Genomic DNA, 16,054 nt, shown 5'->3' with positions numbered 1-16,054 from the left:
TTTTAATGGAAATTTATTGAAAAGGGAAATCGTTTAAGCGTAATATAGTAATTGGAATTTATTAGCAATAAGGGGGGCATTCCTTGCGCTTTCTCACGAATTTTTCGCTTAGAAACTCGACAGCAATCATCATTATCAGCCTCCTGGTCGTCATAAGTGGAATCGTTGCTGCCATGTCTCTCAAGGTGGAGCACATGCCGGATGTGTCTTTTCCTGTGCTTCTTGTCAGCACTCCTTACCCGGAGGCATCGCCGGAAGACGTTCTGGATGATGTGACGAAACCGTTGGAACGAGAGCTGGGTCATGTATCAGGCATCAAGGCGTTGGAATCTTACTCGAACAGCAATAGCTCCGTGCTAAAAATTTATTTGGAGACCGGCTCGGACGTACAGGCTGTCCGGGATGAGCTGGAACGAAAAGTCTCCGGCATCTCGCTTCCCGCCAAAGCAGGCCGACCGCAAGTCATGATCCAAGGATTCAGCAGTCAGCCTGTCTACTATTTGTATGTGGCAGACAAGGAGCAAAACAGCGGATCGGACTCCTTTGACAGCGAAGTAAAGGAGTCGGTGCTAAAAGAGCTGGAAGGCATTGCCGGAGTCGATAAAGTGTCGACAGTCGGCGGGCAAGGGCAAGAAATGAAAGTGCTGCCGAACGTCGATGCACTCAACTATTACGGAATCTCTCCGCTCCAGTTGAAGCAGCTGTTGCTCGACAGCCACGTGGCGATGCCGATCGGGACGCTCACCGAAGACGGCGAAGAACGGATCATTCGCGTCGTAAGCCGCTACCTCCATGTAGAAGATATTCGCGACACCAAGCTGTTTCTCCCGGGAGATCCGAAAAACGGGCTTGCTTACGTCAGGCTTGGCGACATCGCGGACGTCCGCTTTGACCAGGTAGCTCACTCGATCAGCCGTTTTAACGGCCAAAATGGCATCAGCATCAACATCTACAAAACACGGGACGCCAATGCGGTAGAAACAGGCGATGCGATCCATGCGAAAATAGCCCGGTTGCAAGCCGAGTACCCAAATTTGACCTTTACCACGATTTACGACACGTCCCTCGATATCAAAAATTCGATTAACGGCATGCTCAAGGAAGGGTTGCTCGGAGCCGTGATGGCGTCCCTGATCATCCTTTTGTTTTTGCGCCATGTGAAAGCGACGATGATCGTCCTCGTTTCCATTCCGACCTCGATCCTGGTCAGCCTGATTTTCATGTCCTGGATGGGGATCACGCTCAACATGATTACCTTGTTCGGGATGGCAGTCGCTGTCGGGCGGGTCGTGGATGACAGCATCGTCGTGATCGAAAATATTTTCCGCCATTTGCAGTTGAACAAGGAACGCAAAGAAAGCCTGATTCAGATGGCTACCCATGAAATGCTCCACGCGATTACCTCATCGACGTTTACCACCACTGCCGTATTTTTGCCGATTGTGTTTGTCGGCGGGATGATTGGAGAAGTATTCCGGCCATTTGCCCTGACCGTCGTCTGCTCGTTGTTCGCCTCGTTGCTGGTGGCCGTGACGATCGTTCCGCTGCTGGCCAAGCTCATCATCCTGAAAAATCGCAATATCAAGGAGCATGAGCCGGGCAAAGGGACCGGTCTGTACCGGAAGCTGCTTCACTGGTCGCTCAACCACAAGCCAGCGGTCGGACTTTTGTCTTTTGTTCTGTTCGTAGCGAGTCTGGCCTTGCTTCCTTATATGAAATACGGGTTGCTGCCTGACTCGGAAGCCAAATACATATTCGTTCAAGTAACGATGCCAAAAGGGACCCAGCTCAACACCCTCGACCAAACGATCAGTCAGATCGAAGCCAAATTGCGCGAACAGCCGGAAGTCGCTTCGATACAGAGCAGCCTTGGTTCTGAAGAGGAAGCGGACATCCGCCGGACGAACGAAGCCGTTCTGCTGATCAAAACAGGGGATGACGTGAACCTCGATCAGGCCATTAAAAAATGGGAGGGCATCATCAAGCCCGATATCCCGATCGGAACCGAAATGGTGTTGACCAAGCCGGGCAGCAATGAAAGCAATCAGTTCAAGCTCATCCTGCACGGGCCGGACCTGGAACGGTTGAAAGAGGCGCGCGAAATCGTCAAGGCCAAAATGAAGGAAAGTCCGCTGTTGACCAACGTGCGCGACAATTTGAACGACGTGAACAAGGAAATCGTCATCAAGGTCAACCGGGACGCGGCCGCAGAACTGGGAATCTCGCCGATCCAGGTGGCGCAAGAAGTGAACCTCCTAGTATCGGACACGAAAATCGGAAAAATCAAAATCAACGAAAAAGACTACGATCTGTCCTTTGGACTGAGCGACAATCACGCGAGAACGCTGGATGAGCTGAAAAACGTCTACATTCAAACGCCGAGCAAACAGCAAGTACGACTGCTGGACTTCGTCGAGATCGATCAGGAAAAAGTGCAGTCCCAGATCAATCGCAAGGATGAGCAACAATTCGTGCAGATTACGGCTGATATTACGAGCGATAACAAAGGCGGCGCGAGCAGTTTCCTGTTTGCCATGCTCAAAGCGGAAAAGCTGCCGAACGGCGTCACGCTGTCATCCGAAGGCGTCTCAAGCGACATGGAAAAGAGCTTCAAAGACATGCTGCTCGCCATCGGCGCTGCGATTTTCATCGTGTACGTCGTCATGCTGATCACGTTTGGCAATGCGACGGCGCCGCTTGCCATTTTGCTGTCACTGCCATTGGCTGCGATTGGCGGCTTGTTCGGCTTGTTCGTGACAGACTCCGTTCTCGATGCGACGGCGCTCATCGGCTTTTTGATGCTCGTCGGCATCGTTGTGACCAACGCGATCGTCTATGTGGACAATATCCAGCAGCGGAGGCTGGCGGGTGCTTCCATGCGCGAGGCGGTTGTCCAAGCGGGCCTGACACGCTTGCGTCCGATTGTCATGACGGCAGTTGCGACAGTCTGTGCCCTTTTGCCGCTTTGCCTCGGCTTTTCAGAAGGGGCCTTGATGACGAAAAGCTTGGCGATTGTCGTCATCGGCGGGCTGATTACTTCGACGATCCTGACCTTGATCGTCGTTCCGATCGGGTATGAACTGTTGTACCGGATCAAAAAAGAGTTTTTTACTCCTGATACCCAAGAACCAGATATGGAGCCAGGTGAGGATATGTTTATTTCAGTGCTGCGAAGTTTACGCGATATGAAAAAGTCTGGGTAGAGACGGAGGGCTTTTCGGGAATGAAGAAAAGGAAGCTAATCAACGCAGGTGTGGTTTGCCTGATCGGAGCTGCGATCATCACAGGATGCAATGCACAAAGCACGGCAACAGAAGAGAGCAGCAAAGGACAGGCGCAAAGCGAAAAACCGTCCGGTACGGAGATCGAGATGATCAAAGCGGAAAATTCCCTCGACGTCAAAGTAGCGGAAGTGACGGAGGGCGAGCTGAAAGAGTCGGACAAGCTGCTGGCGGAAATTTTCGCGAATACGGATGTGAGCATCCTCGGCAAAACGAGCGGGACCGTCTCGCAAATCCTCGTGAAAAAAGGGGACGCCGTCAAAAAAGGACAAGTCATCGCCAAGCTGGACAATACCGAGGCGCTGCTCAGGCTGCAACAGGCAGAAGCGAGCTTGGCCGTCGCCAAAGCCAATCTGGAAAGCGCAAACCGGATGGGAACGTCCACGCAACTGGCCGAAAGTCAGTTGAAGCTGGCGGAACAAACGTATGCGAATGCAAAAGGTTCGATTGCGCAAGGAATGGAGCTGGCACAGGCGAACTACGACCGGGCCAAAAAGCTGTATGAGCAGCGCGCCATGTCGAAGGGCGAGCTGGAAAACGCCCACAATGCGTTTTTGCAGGCGAAAAATCAGTACCAGAGCCAGCTGGATCAGGCGGAAACAGCTTTGAACAATGCCCGCACACAGGTGAATCAGGCAGATAAAAACGGGCGGGTCACGAAAGCCAATGTCCAGCAGGGGCAAGCCGAGGTGAATATCGCCCGAAATGCTTTGGACAACACGCTGATCAAGGCTACCGTCGACGGCATTGTCACGGAAATCCTCGTGCAGGAAGGGGATACGATCACCCTGCAAAAGCCTGTTGCGACGATCATTAACCTCGATCCGGTCATTGTGAAGGTAAACGTTTCCGAAAAAGCGTTGCCCAGCTTGCCAAAAGGCACGCAACTGGATTTGCAAGTCCCGTCCCAGGGCGTCAAGGTCAAGGGAAGTGTCTCCTACGTCGGCCTGAGCGCTTCTGAGCAATCAAGGCTATTCCCTGTGGAAATTGAAGTGCCGAATCCGAAAGGCACGCTGCTTCCCGGGATGAAGGCCGAAGTGTCTGCGAAAAAAGGACAGGCTGGCATTCTCGTACCAACCGACGCGATTGTGGAGCGAAATGGGAAGTCGGTCGTCTACGTCGTGAATGAAACAAGAGTGGCCGAACAGGAAATCTCGATCGCGCTGAAAGGAACAGAGATGACGTTGATCGAGTCTGGTGTGAAGCAGGGAGACAAAGTTGTGATCAAAGGCCAGTCCCAGTTGAAAGACGGCGCAAAAATCAACATCGTTCCCTAGCAATCCAAGGAGGATCTCTTATGCAAAAGACACACGTTTCCCCGAGCCGTTGGCTGCTTTCCCCGAAAATGACGGCGGAGGCAGAGGTGCTTTTATTCAGCTTTCACTATGCAGGCGGACATGCCGGCATCTATCGCGAGTGGCAAAAAAAGCTGCCTGTGCAGATCGGGGTGTGCCCCGTGCAGCTGCCAGGCAGGAGCAATCGGTTTATGGAGCCGTACTACACCGACTTGTCCGTGATGATCCGCGAGCTGGCGGAAGCGCTTTTGCCCCATCTGAATCGCCCGTTTGCCTTTTTTGGACATAGCATGGGAGCGCTGGTCAGCTTCGAGCTGGCCAGATATTTGCGTAACCAGTACGGTATCAAGCCGCGGCATATGTTCGCTTCAGGACGGCATGCGCCCCATCTGCCTGATCCGGGTGAAGCGATCCATCACTTGCCTGACGCCGAGTTTCTGAAAGGGCTGCGCACGCTGAACGGCACGCCGAAGGAGCTTTTTGAAAACGAGGAAAACGAAGAGATCTTGCAAATGCTTCTGCCGATGCTGCGGGCAGATTTCACCATCTGCGAGCAGTATCAATACCAGGAGGAAGAGCCGCTCGGTTGCGGATTGACGGCGATTGGCGGTTGGCAGGACCCCGACATTACCGTGGCGCACATGGAAGCATGGAGAAAGCACACCAGTGCTTCGTTCCAGATGCACATGCTGCAAGGCGACCATTTCTTTCTCCATTCGGAACAGGAACAACTTTTGGCGATCATCGAATCAACATTACAAAGCTATCTGGTTGGGTACAGGGGGATCGGATGATTACAGGAAAAGCGACACTGGAAGGGACACAGCGACTGGCACAAGCCAATCCGCATCTGGCTTACAAGCCGTTTGGCAGCTTCGAGGTTTGGATCAGCCAGGTCGGATTCGGAACGTATCGCATTGATGAACAGGACGAACAGTATCAGCACGCCTTGCGCAAAGCGCTGCTCGAAGGAATCAACCTGATCGACACCAGCAGCATGTACGCGAACGGCAGCGCGGAGAAAGTCATCGGCAGCGTCCTGAAACAGCTTGTGGAGGAAGCAAAAATCAAGCGGGAAGAGCTTGTGATCGTATCCAAGGCAGGCATTGTGGTCGGCGAGGACTCTGAAGAGACGATGAAGCGGACGGCGGAAGGCAAGCCGTACCAGGACTTCACGACCGTACATGAAGGGATGTCGATTTGCATCCATCCCGAGTATTTGAGAGATCAGCTGACGCGCAGCCTGGAGCGTTTGCAGCTGGACATGATCGATTGTTACATGCTGCACAATCCGGAATGGTATATGTTGTGGGCGAAAATGAACAAAATCAAGCAGCAGGAAGCGTACGAAGAGCTGCTGGAGCGAATCGGGAAAGCTTTTCGCCACTTGGAACAAGAAGTCGAGGCAGGGCGAATCCAATGCTACGGAGTCAGTGCCAACTCGTTTGGCAGCAATCCAAAGGAATTTGACTTTGTTGCGCTCGATACGCTCTGGGAGATAGCGGAGGCGATTACGCCGAACCACCATTTTCGCGTGATCCAGTTTCCGATGAACATGTACGAGTCGGGTGCCTTGCTGGAAAAAAGCCATGCGCAGGGCAAGAGTGCCTTGCTGTTTGCCAAGGAAAAAGCACTCGGAGTGATGACCAACCGGACGCTCGACGTCACGGCGAAGGACAAAATTTTCCGTCTGACAGACATTCGCCTGGATCAGAACACGGTCATCGACGAGAAGGAAGCGACCCAGCAAATCAAAGCTTGCCTGGATCGCGTGGATGATGTGGAGGATCATATCGTCTATCACATTTTGCCTGCGTTGAAAATGGAAAAAGAAGAAGTGAAAGAGCTGAAGAAAAAAGTATCAGCTGGCGCGATGCTGCGCAAGTATTGGAAGAAGCTGTACTCCTCGGCAAACGTAAACAACGTGCAAACGATGCTGTTTGATCCCGTCATTACGGATATTCGCAAAACGATCGAGAAGCATGGCGGGGGAGGCGAAGAGACGCTGCGCTGGTTGGATACATACAAGGAAGCGCTCACGGAAGCCGCCCAGGCGTTGAAGAACTACTATACGCCGAAAGACTACCAGCGGGCGCAAGACATCCGCACAGAGCTGTCGAGAGTGCGGCCGCATCTCGTGGCTACGGATACGCTGAGCCAGACGGCGATCCGTACGATGCGCGCTACGCCAGAGGTACACAGCGTCCTCGTAGGCATGAGACGGGAGCATTATGTGGATGATGTGCTGACGGAATTGCAAAGACCTTTGGATTCGCACATGCAAGAAGAAGACTGGCACACGATTACCCAGACGCTCAAAGCCGTCATTGGCGCGAGGTAACGAATCATGTAGCCGACTGCGGGCTGCCTTCGGGTAGCCCTTTTTCGCATGGCAAGAAAAAGCGGGAGCACGAAAAAACCTCCTGCAATCGCGGACGGCAACGATTGCAGGAGGCGGTTTTTTCGCTATTTCCACTTGCTGATGATATGCTCGCGGTCAAACAGCTTGACACTGATCTGGAACGTAATCAGGGCGAGAACGGCACATCCTGTCACCAGGCCCAGATAGATCAGCGGATTGCTCATCATCGAGAGGAAAATCACCTGGCTGATGGCGAGTCCGATGATCGGCAGTACAAGCAAGGCACCGAATTGCTGCGCTGCTGCGACGTTGTCCACTTTGGAGGAAACTACGACACTCAAGGACAAGCTGATGATCGAGACAAACGGGACGAGCAGGATCATCGCGAGAATGAAAACGATGGAAAAATGGGTACTGGCGTTGTCAAAGCTCGCAAAGATGAAGCCTAAAAAGATGAGCTGGATGACCCAAGTCAGCGCAACGGACGGCAAGGCGAAGGCAAGAATTTTGCCGAGCAAGAACTCCTTGGTCGAGATGGGAGTGACCAGCACGCTCTCCAATGTCCCTGTCATTTTTTCCGTGATGATGCTCGTGGTGGCAAAGGTCAGCGGGATCATCGCCGGGACGATCAAAAACAGGAGGAAGTAGAAGCGGGCAATCGCGATCTGGCCATCGTCTCCAGCCATATTCAGCAGCGGATTAGTCAATTTCATCAAGGTAAGGACGAACTCCATCTTGCCATTTTGGGCAAACACAGTCGTGATCAAAGCCATGATCAAGATCACGAATGGCGCGGCCAGATTCGTAATCAGCACGGAACGGTTGGCAAACAGTTCTTTCCACTCGCGGAGAATGACGAATGTCGGCATGTTAGATCGCCTCCTTTTCTTGATCGAGCAAGCTCAGGTAAGAGTCTTCCAGCGAAACAGAGAGAGGCGTTATGTATTTGATAGTGACATCGGCTGCGACCAGCTTTTTGATCAACTGCGGGTTGGCTGTCTCCGGATCGGTTACTCTCAGGTGGAACTGATTTTCCGAACGCTTGTAGGCTTCGACTTCCTTCGCTTCCCTGATAATCTGTTCCGACTTTTGCACATCCGATCCGACATCGAGGATCACATTGTAGGTGGTCCATTCTTCACGGAACTGCTGCGGAGTGGTCAAGCGAATGACCTCCCCCTTGATAATGGCGAACTCATGGCATAGCTCGTCAACCTCGGTCAAGATATGCGAGCAAAAAATGATCGTCTTGCCAGAGGCGGCCCATTCACGAATCAAATCTTTCAGCTTGCGAATGCTGACAGGGTCGAGGTTCGCGGTCACCTCGTCGAGGAACAAGATTTCGGGATCGTGCAAAATCGCGCAAATGATCGAAAGCTTCTGCTTCATCCCTTTGGACAGTCGCCCGGCAGGATCATTTCTTCTGTCCCACAAGTCGAACTGGCGAAGCAAATATTCGATGCGGGAAGCGCGCTTGGCTTTGGGAATCTGGTAGCAGGCGGCGAAAAACTCCAGGTTGTCCAACAGGGAAAGCTTGTCGTAAACACCGGGGGATTCTGTGACACAACCGATTTTTTTGCGAATCTCTTCTTTGTGCGTGCTGATTTGGCGGCCAAGGATGGTGATATCCCCAGAGGTAGGCTCGATGAGGCAGGACAAGATGCGCATGGTAGTCGTTTTTCCCGAGCCATTCGGGCCGAGCAGACCAAAAATTCGCCCTTTGCCAATCGAGAGAGAAATACCGTTCAGAACTTTTTTGTCGCCAAACGATTTTTTGAGATCTTTAATTTCGATTACATGCTCCACAAAGTATCACCTTTTTCTGAAGTTTTCCTCGCTTGACATTCACAAAATTGTAATTATTTTACATATATACCATTCCTTCTTGATGGTCGATTCTAAAACCTCCTTTCACAGTGATTGTTCACGAAAATTCCATATTGCTTGCTGGATCACTTCCTCTCATTCCGCCACGTTTGGCCTGTCCATTTTCCTGTCAGCTTCTGGCGCGCAGAACCAGCCAGAAAATCAGGTTTTTGGATTTTTATACCAAATTATTCCGTAACGGAAAACGCCGCGATCCCTACGTAAATCAAGTTTTTTCCAGGTTTATCATCGCTGATTGCATTCATTTGTCAAATATAAGACCTTGACCGTTAACTGTTTACAAATTAACATGATTTTGTGTGTTATGTAAAAAAGTACCAAAATTGGTATCTACCAAAGATTTTCATTCGAAGTTACTTTTTTGTCAACGAAATTTTAGGAAGTACTGGTGGTGTTTTTGTGAGAATACTATTCCTAACAACATTTATGAGCAAAGGAAACAAAGTTGTACGGTACTTGGAATCATTACACCACGAAGTCGTCATCTGCCAGGAAAAAGTGCACGCGCAGTCGGCCAATTTGCAAGAGATCGACTGGATTGTCAGCTATGCATACGGGTATATTTTGGACAAAGAAATCGTCTCCCGGTTTCGCGGGCGCATCATCAACCTTCATCCTTCTCTTTTGCCCTGGAACAAGGGACGAGATCCTGTTTTCTGGAGCGTTTGGGACGAGACACCCAAGGGCGTGACGATCCACCTCATCGACGAGCATGTAGATACAGGCGACATTCTCGTGCAGGAAGAGATTGCGTTTGCCGACGAAGATACTCTGCTCGATTGTTACAACAAAGCCAATCAGGCGATCGAGGAACTGTTCATTCGCGAGTGGGAAAATATCGTGCATGGACGGATCGCTCCGTATCGGCAAACTGCTGGCGGAACGCTCCACTTCAAAGCAGACCGGGATTTTTACAAAAACCTGAACATGACGACAGTACGAGAATTGTTGGCATTAAAGCGGCTTTGTGCAGAGCCAAAACGGGGCGAAAAGCCGATCGACAAAACGTTCCATCAGCTGTTCGAACAGCAGGTGGAGATGACGCCAGACCACGTGGCTGTCGTCGATCGGGGCCAATCCTTGACATACAAGCAACTAAACGAACGGGCCAATCAGCTGGCGCACCATCTCAGGGGCAAAGGCGTCAAGCCTGACGATCAGGTAGCGATCATGCTGGACAAGTCTCTGGACATGATCGTGAGCATTCTCGCGGTAATGAAAGCAGGAGGGGCGTATGTGCCCATCGACCCGGATTATCCGGGAGAGCGGATTGCCTACATGCTGGCTGACAGCAGTGCCGCGATCTTGCTGACAAACGCTTTGCATGAGGAGAAAGCGAACGGTGCCTGCGACATCATCGACGTGCACGATCCTGACAGCTACAGCGAGAACACGAACAATTTGCCGCACGTCAATCGCCCGGATGACCTCGTGTACGTCATGTACACATCAGGATCGACAGGTTTGGCAAAAGGCGTCATGATCGAGCATCACAATCTGGTCAACTTTTGCGAGTGGTATCGGCCGTACTTTGGCGTAACCCCTGCGGACAAGGCGTTGGTTTATTCCAGTTTTTCCTTTGACGGGTCTGCACTGGATATATTTACGCATTTGCTCGCTGGCGCTGCGCTGCACATCGTGCCTTCCGAACGGAAGTACGATTTGGACGCTTTAAACGATTACTGCAACCAGGAAGGGATCACGATCAGCTATTTGCCGACGGGTGCCGCTGAACAGTTCATGCAAATGGACAACCAGTCGTTTCGCGTGGTGATTACGGGCGGGGATGTGCTGAAAAAAATCGAGCGGAACGGAACGTACAAGCTCTACAACGGGTACGGGCCGACAGAGTGCACCATCATGGTGACGATGTTCGAGGTGGACAAGCCGTATGCGAATATTCCGATTGGCAAGCCGATTGACCGCACCCGCATCCTGATTTTGGACGAAGCGCTGGCGTTGCAGCCGATCGGGGTGGCAGGCGAGCTGTTTATTGTCGGGGAAGGGCTGGGGCGCGGATATTTGAACCGCCCGGAGCTGACGGCGGAAAAGTTCATCGTCCATCCGCAGACGGGCGAGCGAATGTACCGCACGGGCGATCGGGCACGCTTTTTGCCTGACGGAAACATCGAGTTTCTCGGCCGCCTGGACAATTTGGTCAAAATTCGCGGATACCGCATCGAGCCAGGAGAAATCGAGCCATTTTTGATGAATCATCCGCTGATTGAACTGACAACGGTATTGGCGAAGGAGCAAGCGGACGGGCGCAAATACTTGGTTGGCTATTACGTTGCTCCTGAAGAAATTCCGCATGGCGAGCTGCGGGAATGGCTCGGGAACGATCTCCCCGATTACATGATCCCCGCGTACTTTGTTCACATGAAGGCTTTCCCGTTGACCGCGAATGGGAAAGTAGACAGGCGCGCCTTGCCAGACGTGCAGGCCGATGCGGAGTTGCTGGGGGAAGATTACGTCGCGCCAACTGATGAGCTTGAACAGCAACTGGCACAGGTGTGGAGCCACGTGCTGGGGATTCCGCAAATGGGGATCGACGACCATTTTCTGGAGCGAGGCGGAGACTCGATCAAAGTCATGCAGCTGATTCACCAGCTCAAAAACATCGGGCTTTCGCTCAGATACGACCAGCTTTTCACGCATCCGACCATCCGGCAGTTGAAACGTCTGCTTACGGAGCAAAAGCAGGTGAGCCTGGAGCCTTTGCGAGAGCTGGACGAGCAAGCGGAGTACGAGACTTCCGCCGTCGAGAAGCGAATGTACATCATCCAGCAGCAAGATGTGGAGTCGATTGCCTACAACGTGGTCTATACGATCAACTTCCCCCTGACTGTCGATACGGAGCAAATTCGGGTGGCCCTGGAGCAGCTGGTGCTGCGGCACGAAGGTTTGCGCAGCACGTATCACATGCGCGGCGACGAGATTGTAAAACGGATTGTTCCTCGGGCAGAGCTGTCCTTTGTGCGCCAGACTGGCGAGGAGGAGTCGGTACAAAGCTTGCTTGCGGAGCAGATCAAGCCGTTCGATCTGGCGAAAGCGCCGTTGCTGCGGGCGGGAGTCATTGAGACGGCGGACAAAAAGGTTCTCTGGTTCGATTCCCATCACATTTTGCTGGACGGTCTGTCCAAGTCGATCCTGGCGCGCGAGCTGCAAGCTTTGCTCGGACAGCAGGTGTTGTCGCCTGTGGAAAAAACGTACAAGTCGTTTGCACGCTGGCAAAATGAATGGTTCGCAAGCGACGAATACGAACAGCAGATAGCGTACTGGAAAACGCTTTTGCAAGGAGAGCTTCCCGCCGTCCAGCTTCCGACGAAAAAACGCCCGCCGCAGTTGACGTTTGACGGAGCGATCCAGATGTATCGCGTGAACCCGGAAATTACGCGAAAGCTCAAGGCGACAGCGGCCAAGCATGATCTGACTCTGTACATGCTGATGCTCACGATCGTGTCCATCTGGCTGTCCAAAATGAACAGCGACAGCAATCAAGTCATTCTCGGCACCGTTACGGACGGCAGACAGCATCCAGATACGCGAGAACTGCTGGGGATGTTCGTCAATACGCTGCCGCTTTTGCTCTCCATTGATCATGAAGAAAGCTTTTTACATAACTTGCAACAGGTCAAGGCAAAGCTTTTGCCGGCTTTGCAAAACCAGTACGTGCCTTTTGACAAAATTCTCGAAGCTGCCCGTGTCAAGCGGGAAGGGAACCGTCACCCGTTGTTCGATGTGATGTTCATGATGCAAGGCGCACCGGAAACCGAGCTGGAGAGCAACATGCACCATATAAACGCCGGGATCAGCAAGTTCGATCTGACACTCGAAGTCCTGGAGCGGGAAAACGGGCTGAACATCGTGTTTGAATACAATACGCACCTGTTTGACGAGGGAATGATCCTCCGCATGGTCGCGCAGTTTGAGCACCTGCTTTTGCAAGCCGTGCACGGGCTGGACCAACAGGTGAAAAGGTTTGAACTGGTAACGGAAGACGAAAAACGCGATTTGTTTTTGCGGGTGAACGATACAGCCAAGGCGTATCCGAACAAGCTGATCATGTCGATGCTGGAGGATTGGGCGGCGGCTACCCCTGACAAAACAGCGCTAGTCTTCCGCGAACAACGCGTGACGTATCGCGAGCTGAACGAGCGGGTCAACCAGTTGGCACACACTTTGCGCGAAAAAGGGGTGCAACCTGACGATCTCGTGATGCTGATGGCAGAGCGGTCGGTCGAGATGATGGTGGCGATTTTCGCTGTGTTGAAAGCGGGCGGAGCGTACTTGCCCATCGACCCGCACAGTCCGGCGGAGCGAATCGCCTACATTTTCGCAGACAGCGGAGCCAAGCTGGTGCTGGCACAGTCGCCGTTTGTGGAAAAGGCAAGCATGGCGGAAGTGGTCCTTGATCTGAACAGTGCGAGCAGCTATGCGGCGGATACGAGCAACCCGCCACTGGTCAACCAGCCAGGCGATCTGGTGTATGTCATGTACACTTCCGGCTCAACGGGAAAACCAAAAGGCGTGATGATCGAGCACGGAGCGCTGCTCAATGTGCTTCACGGAATGCAGGACGAGTACCCGCTTTTGCAGGACGATGCCTTCTTGCTCAAGACAACCTACATATTCGATATTTCAGTCGCGGAAATTTTCGGGTGGGTTCCGGGTCGTGGCAAACTGGTGATTTTGGAACCGGAGGCGGAAAAGAACCCGAAGGCTATTTGGCAGGCGGTAGTCGGAGCGGGAATTACCCACATCAACTTCGTGCCCTCCATGCTGATCCCGTTTGTCGAGTATTTGGAAGGGCGAACAGAAGCAAATCGCTTGCGGTACATCTTGGCTTGCGGCGAAGCGATGCCGGATGAACTCGTGCCAAAAGTGTACGAAGTATTGCCAGAGGTGAAGCTGGAAAACATCTACGGCCCGACAGAAGCGACGATTTACGCTTCCCGTTACTCGCTCGCGAAAGGCTCGCAGGAAAGTCCTGTTCCAATCGGAAAGCCGCTGCCCAACTATCGCATGTATATCATCAATCGGCATGGACAACTGCAACCAATCGGCGTACCAGGAGAGCTATGCATCGCAGGAGCAAGTCTGGCGAGAGGGTATTTGAACAATCCAGCGCTGACAGAAGAAAAATTCACTCCTCATCCGCTGGAGAAAGGCGAGCGGATTTATCGCACGGGTGATCTCGCCCGTTATCGCGAGGATGGCAACATCGAATACCTCGGACGCATGGACCATCAGGTGAAAATTCGCGGATACCGGATCGAACTGGACGAAATCCGCAGCAAGCTGATTCAGGAGGAAACGATTCAGGACGCGGTGGTCGTAGCCCGAAACGATCAAAACGGCCAAGCGTACTTGTGCGCCTACCTGCTGTCCGAACAGGAGTGGACAGTCGGTCAACTGCGCGAGTTGCTTCGCCGTGAACTGCCTGAATACATGATTCCGGCCCATTTCGTTTTGCTGAAACAGTTCCCGCTCACAGCCAATGGCAAGCTCGATCGCAAGGCTTTGCCAGAACCGGACGGCAGTGTGAAAGCGGAAGCGGAATATGCAGCGCCGCGCACGGAACTGGAAGCGACTTTGGCGCACATTTGGGGCGAAGTGCTCGGAATCGAACGGATCGGGATTCGCGACAACTTTTTCGAACTGGGCGGAGATTCGATCAAAGGGTTGCAAATCGCCTCCCGACTGCAACGGATCAATTGGACGATGGTGATCAACCACCTGTTCCTGTACCCGACGATTGAACAGATTGCCCCATTCGTCACGTCCGAGCAGGTCGTCATCGAACAGGGACTGGTAGAGGGGCTTGTCAAGCTGACGCCGATCCAGCGCGATTTCTTTGAACGGATCACAGCTGATCGACACCACTGGAACCAGGCGAGGATGCTGTTTTGCCGGGATGGCCTGGAGCGTGAGTGGGTCGTGGAGACGCTGAACGCGCTCGTTTTGCAGCACGATGCCTTGCGCATGCGTTTTCGCGAGACAGAGCAGGGGATTGTCCAGTTCCATCAGGGGAACGAAGGCAAGCTGTTCGGCTTCCGCGCGTTTGATTGTACGGAGGAGCTGGATATAGCGGGAAAAGTGGAAGAAAAAGCAAACGAATGGCAAGCCGGGATGAATTTGCAGGAAGGGCCGCTCGTGCAGGCTGCGCTGTTCATGACGAGGACAGGCGACCATCTGCTCCTGGCGATTCATCAGCTGGTTGTGGACGATGCTTCCTGGCGGATCATTCTGGAAGACTTCCAAACCGCCTACAAGCAAAAAGCTGCGGGCGAGCCAATCGCCTTGCCAAACAAAACCCACTCGTATCAGAGCTGGGCGGAAGAACTGCACAACGCAGCCAACAGCAAGAAGCTGACGAGCGAACTGGGCTATTGGAGAAAAATCGCGTCCAGCCCGACCCGTCCGCTGCCACAAGATCAGGAGCCGCTTTCCCGAACGGAACAAAGCACGGCGACAGCAGCCATTCGTTTCGCGAAAGCAGAGACAGCCAATCTGCTGCACGAGGCCAATCACGCCTATCAGACGGAAGCGCAGGAGCTTTTGTTGGCCGCCTTGGGCATGGCGTTGCGGGACTGGACAAGAGCAGACGATGTCACCGTTTTTTTGGAAAAAGACGGGCGCGAGTCGGCAGCAAAAAGCTTGGATGTGTCGCGGACGGTGGGCTGGTTCCATTCGCTGTTCCCGGTTGTCCTCTCCGCTGCGAAGTCAGGCGATCCGGGGGAGCAGATCAAGCAGGTCAAAGAAATGCTGCGGGCGATTCCGCATCAAGGAAGCGGGTATTCCATCCTCAAGCAGCTCACTGACCTTCGGCACAAGCATCCGGACGATTTTACGCTCCAGCCAAAGATCGTCGTTCATGCATGGGAGCAGCTCGATGCCGGACTGGAAACCGATTGGCTCACGCTTTCGCATCTTCCGCAGGGAAGTGTGCGCGGAGCAAATGCTGAGCGCACGCAGCAACTGGATGTATTTGCCAAAATCAGCAACGGAGAGCTGACCATTCACATACAGTACCATCGCGATGAGTACCGCAAAGCGACGATCGACAAGCTGCTGGAGCTTTATCAAGCGCATCTGAATGCGCTGCTTGCCCACTGCCTGCAAAAGACAGAAACCGAGCTGACACCGAGCGATTTTGTGGACAAGAACCTCTCGCGGAGTGAGCTGGACGACATTATGGACTTGATTAGCGATTTGTAAGTAACTGG

The 16,054-nt window shown here is 52.9% G+C and carries 7 protein-coding genes; 5 read left to right on the top strand and 2 right to left on the bottom strand.

What is annotated here, in order from left to right; translation table 11 throughout:
* Positions 1 to 83: 83 nt before the first annotated feature.
* The 4 genes from IRJ17_RS18585 to IRJ17_RS18570 are packed head-to-tail and all read left to right on the top strand — an operon-like array spanning position 84 to position 6,917.
* Positions 84 to 3,203 carry an efflux RND transporter permease subunit gene (locus IRJ17_RS18585; protein ID WP_217021817.1) on the top strand — a complete coding sequence of 1,040 codons (3,120 nt, stop codon included), beginning with the start codon at positions 84 to 86 and terminating at the stop codon, positions 3,201 to 3,203.
* Positions 3,204 to 3,223: 20 nt separating this feature from the next.
* Positions 3,224 to 4,558 (top strand): efflux RND transporter periplasmic adaptor subunit, encoded by a 1,335-nt coding sequence (locus IRJ17_RS18580; RefSeq protein WP_173595967.1) that lies wholly within the window; start codon positions 3,224 to 3,226, stop codon positions 4,556 to 4,558.
* 20 nt (positions 4,559 to 4,578) lie between these two features.
* Positions 4,579 to 5,370 (top strand): linear gramicidin aldoreductase LgrE, encoded by a 792-nt coding sequence (gene lgrE, locus IRJ17_RS18575; protein WP_173595968.1) that lies wholly within the window; start codon positions 4,579 to 4,581, stop codon positions 5,368 to 5,370.
* Positions 5,367 to 6,917, top strand: a complete 1,551-nt coding sequence (locus tag IRJ17_RS18570) for an aldo/keto reductase (protein ID WP_122963286.1) — start codon at positions 5,367 to 5,369, stop codon at positions 6,915 to 6,917. Before lgrE ends, IRJ17_RS18570 begins: the two co-directional genes overlap by 4 nt.
* Before the next feature lie 125 nt (positions 6,918 to 7,042).
* Here the strand turns inward: IRJ17_RS18570 and IRJ17_RS18565 are convergent, their stop codons facing one another.
* Both IRJ17_RS18565 and IRJ17_RS18560 read right to left on the bottom strand, forming a co-directional pair.
* Positions 7,043 to 7,807: an ABC transporter permease gene (locus IRJ17_RS18565; RefSeq protein WP_122963285.1), complete on the bottom strand. Its 765-nt coding sequence runs from the start codon at positions 7,805 to 7,807 to the stop codon at positions 7,043 to 7,045.
* Position 7,808: 1 nt separating this feature from the next.
* A complete protein-coding gene (locus IRJ17_RS18560) occupies positions 7,809 to 8,744 on the bottom strand; it encodes an ABC transporter ATP-binding protein (RefSeq protein WP_242771484.1) in 936 nt (311 codons plus the stop codon).
* Between the two features lie 480 nt (positions 8,745 to 9,224).
* On the opposite strand from IRJ17_RS18560, the gene lgrA reads away from it, so the two are divergent.
* The gene (gene lgrA, locus IRJ17_RS18555; RefSeq protein ID WP_242771482.1) at positions 9,225 to 16,046 is read left to right on the top strand and encodes a linear gramicidin non-ribosomal peptide synthetase LgrA; all 6,822 of its coding nucleotides are present in this window, start codon (positions 9,225 to 9,227) and stop codon (positions 16,044 to 16,046) included.
* The last annotated feature ends 8 nt before the right edge of the window (positions 16,047 to 16,054 follow it).

This window comes from Brevibacillus parabrevis (assembly GCF_022701015.1).
Taxonomy (GTDB): Bacteria; Bacillota; Bacilli; order Brevibacillales; family Brevibacillaceae; genus Brevibacillus; species Brevibacillus parabrevis.
The sequence above is the reverse complement of the archived record's forward strand: the minus strand, read 5'-3'. Positions and strand labels throughout refer to the sequence as shown.

Bases quoted from the DNA above. Each gene is read 5' to 3' on its own strand.
- IRJ17_RS18580 (WP_173595967.1), top strand. From the start codon at position 3,224: ATGAAGAAAAGGAAGCTAATCAACGCAGGTGTGGTTTGCCTGATCGGA.
- lgrE (WP_173595968.1), top strand. From the start codon at position 4,579: ATGCAAAAGACACACGTTTCCCCGAGCCGTTGGCTGCTTTCCCCGAAA.
- IRJ17_RS18565 (WP_122963285.1), bottom strand. From the start codon at position 7,807: ATGCCGACATTCGTCATTCTCCGCGAGTGGAAAGAACTGTTTGCCAAC.
- IRJ17_RS18570 (WP_122963286.1), top strand. From the start codon at position 5,367: ATGATTACAGGAAAAGCGACACTGGAAGGGACACAGCGACTGGCACAA.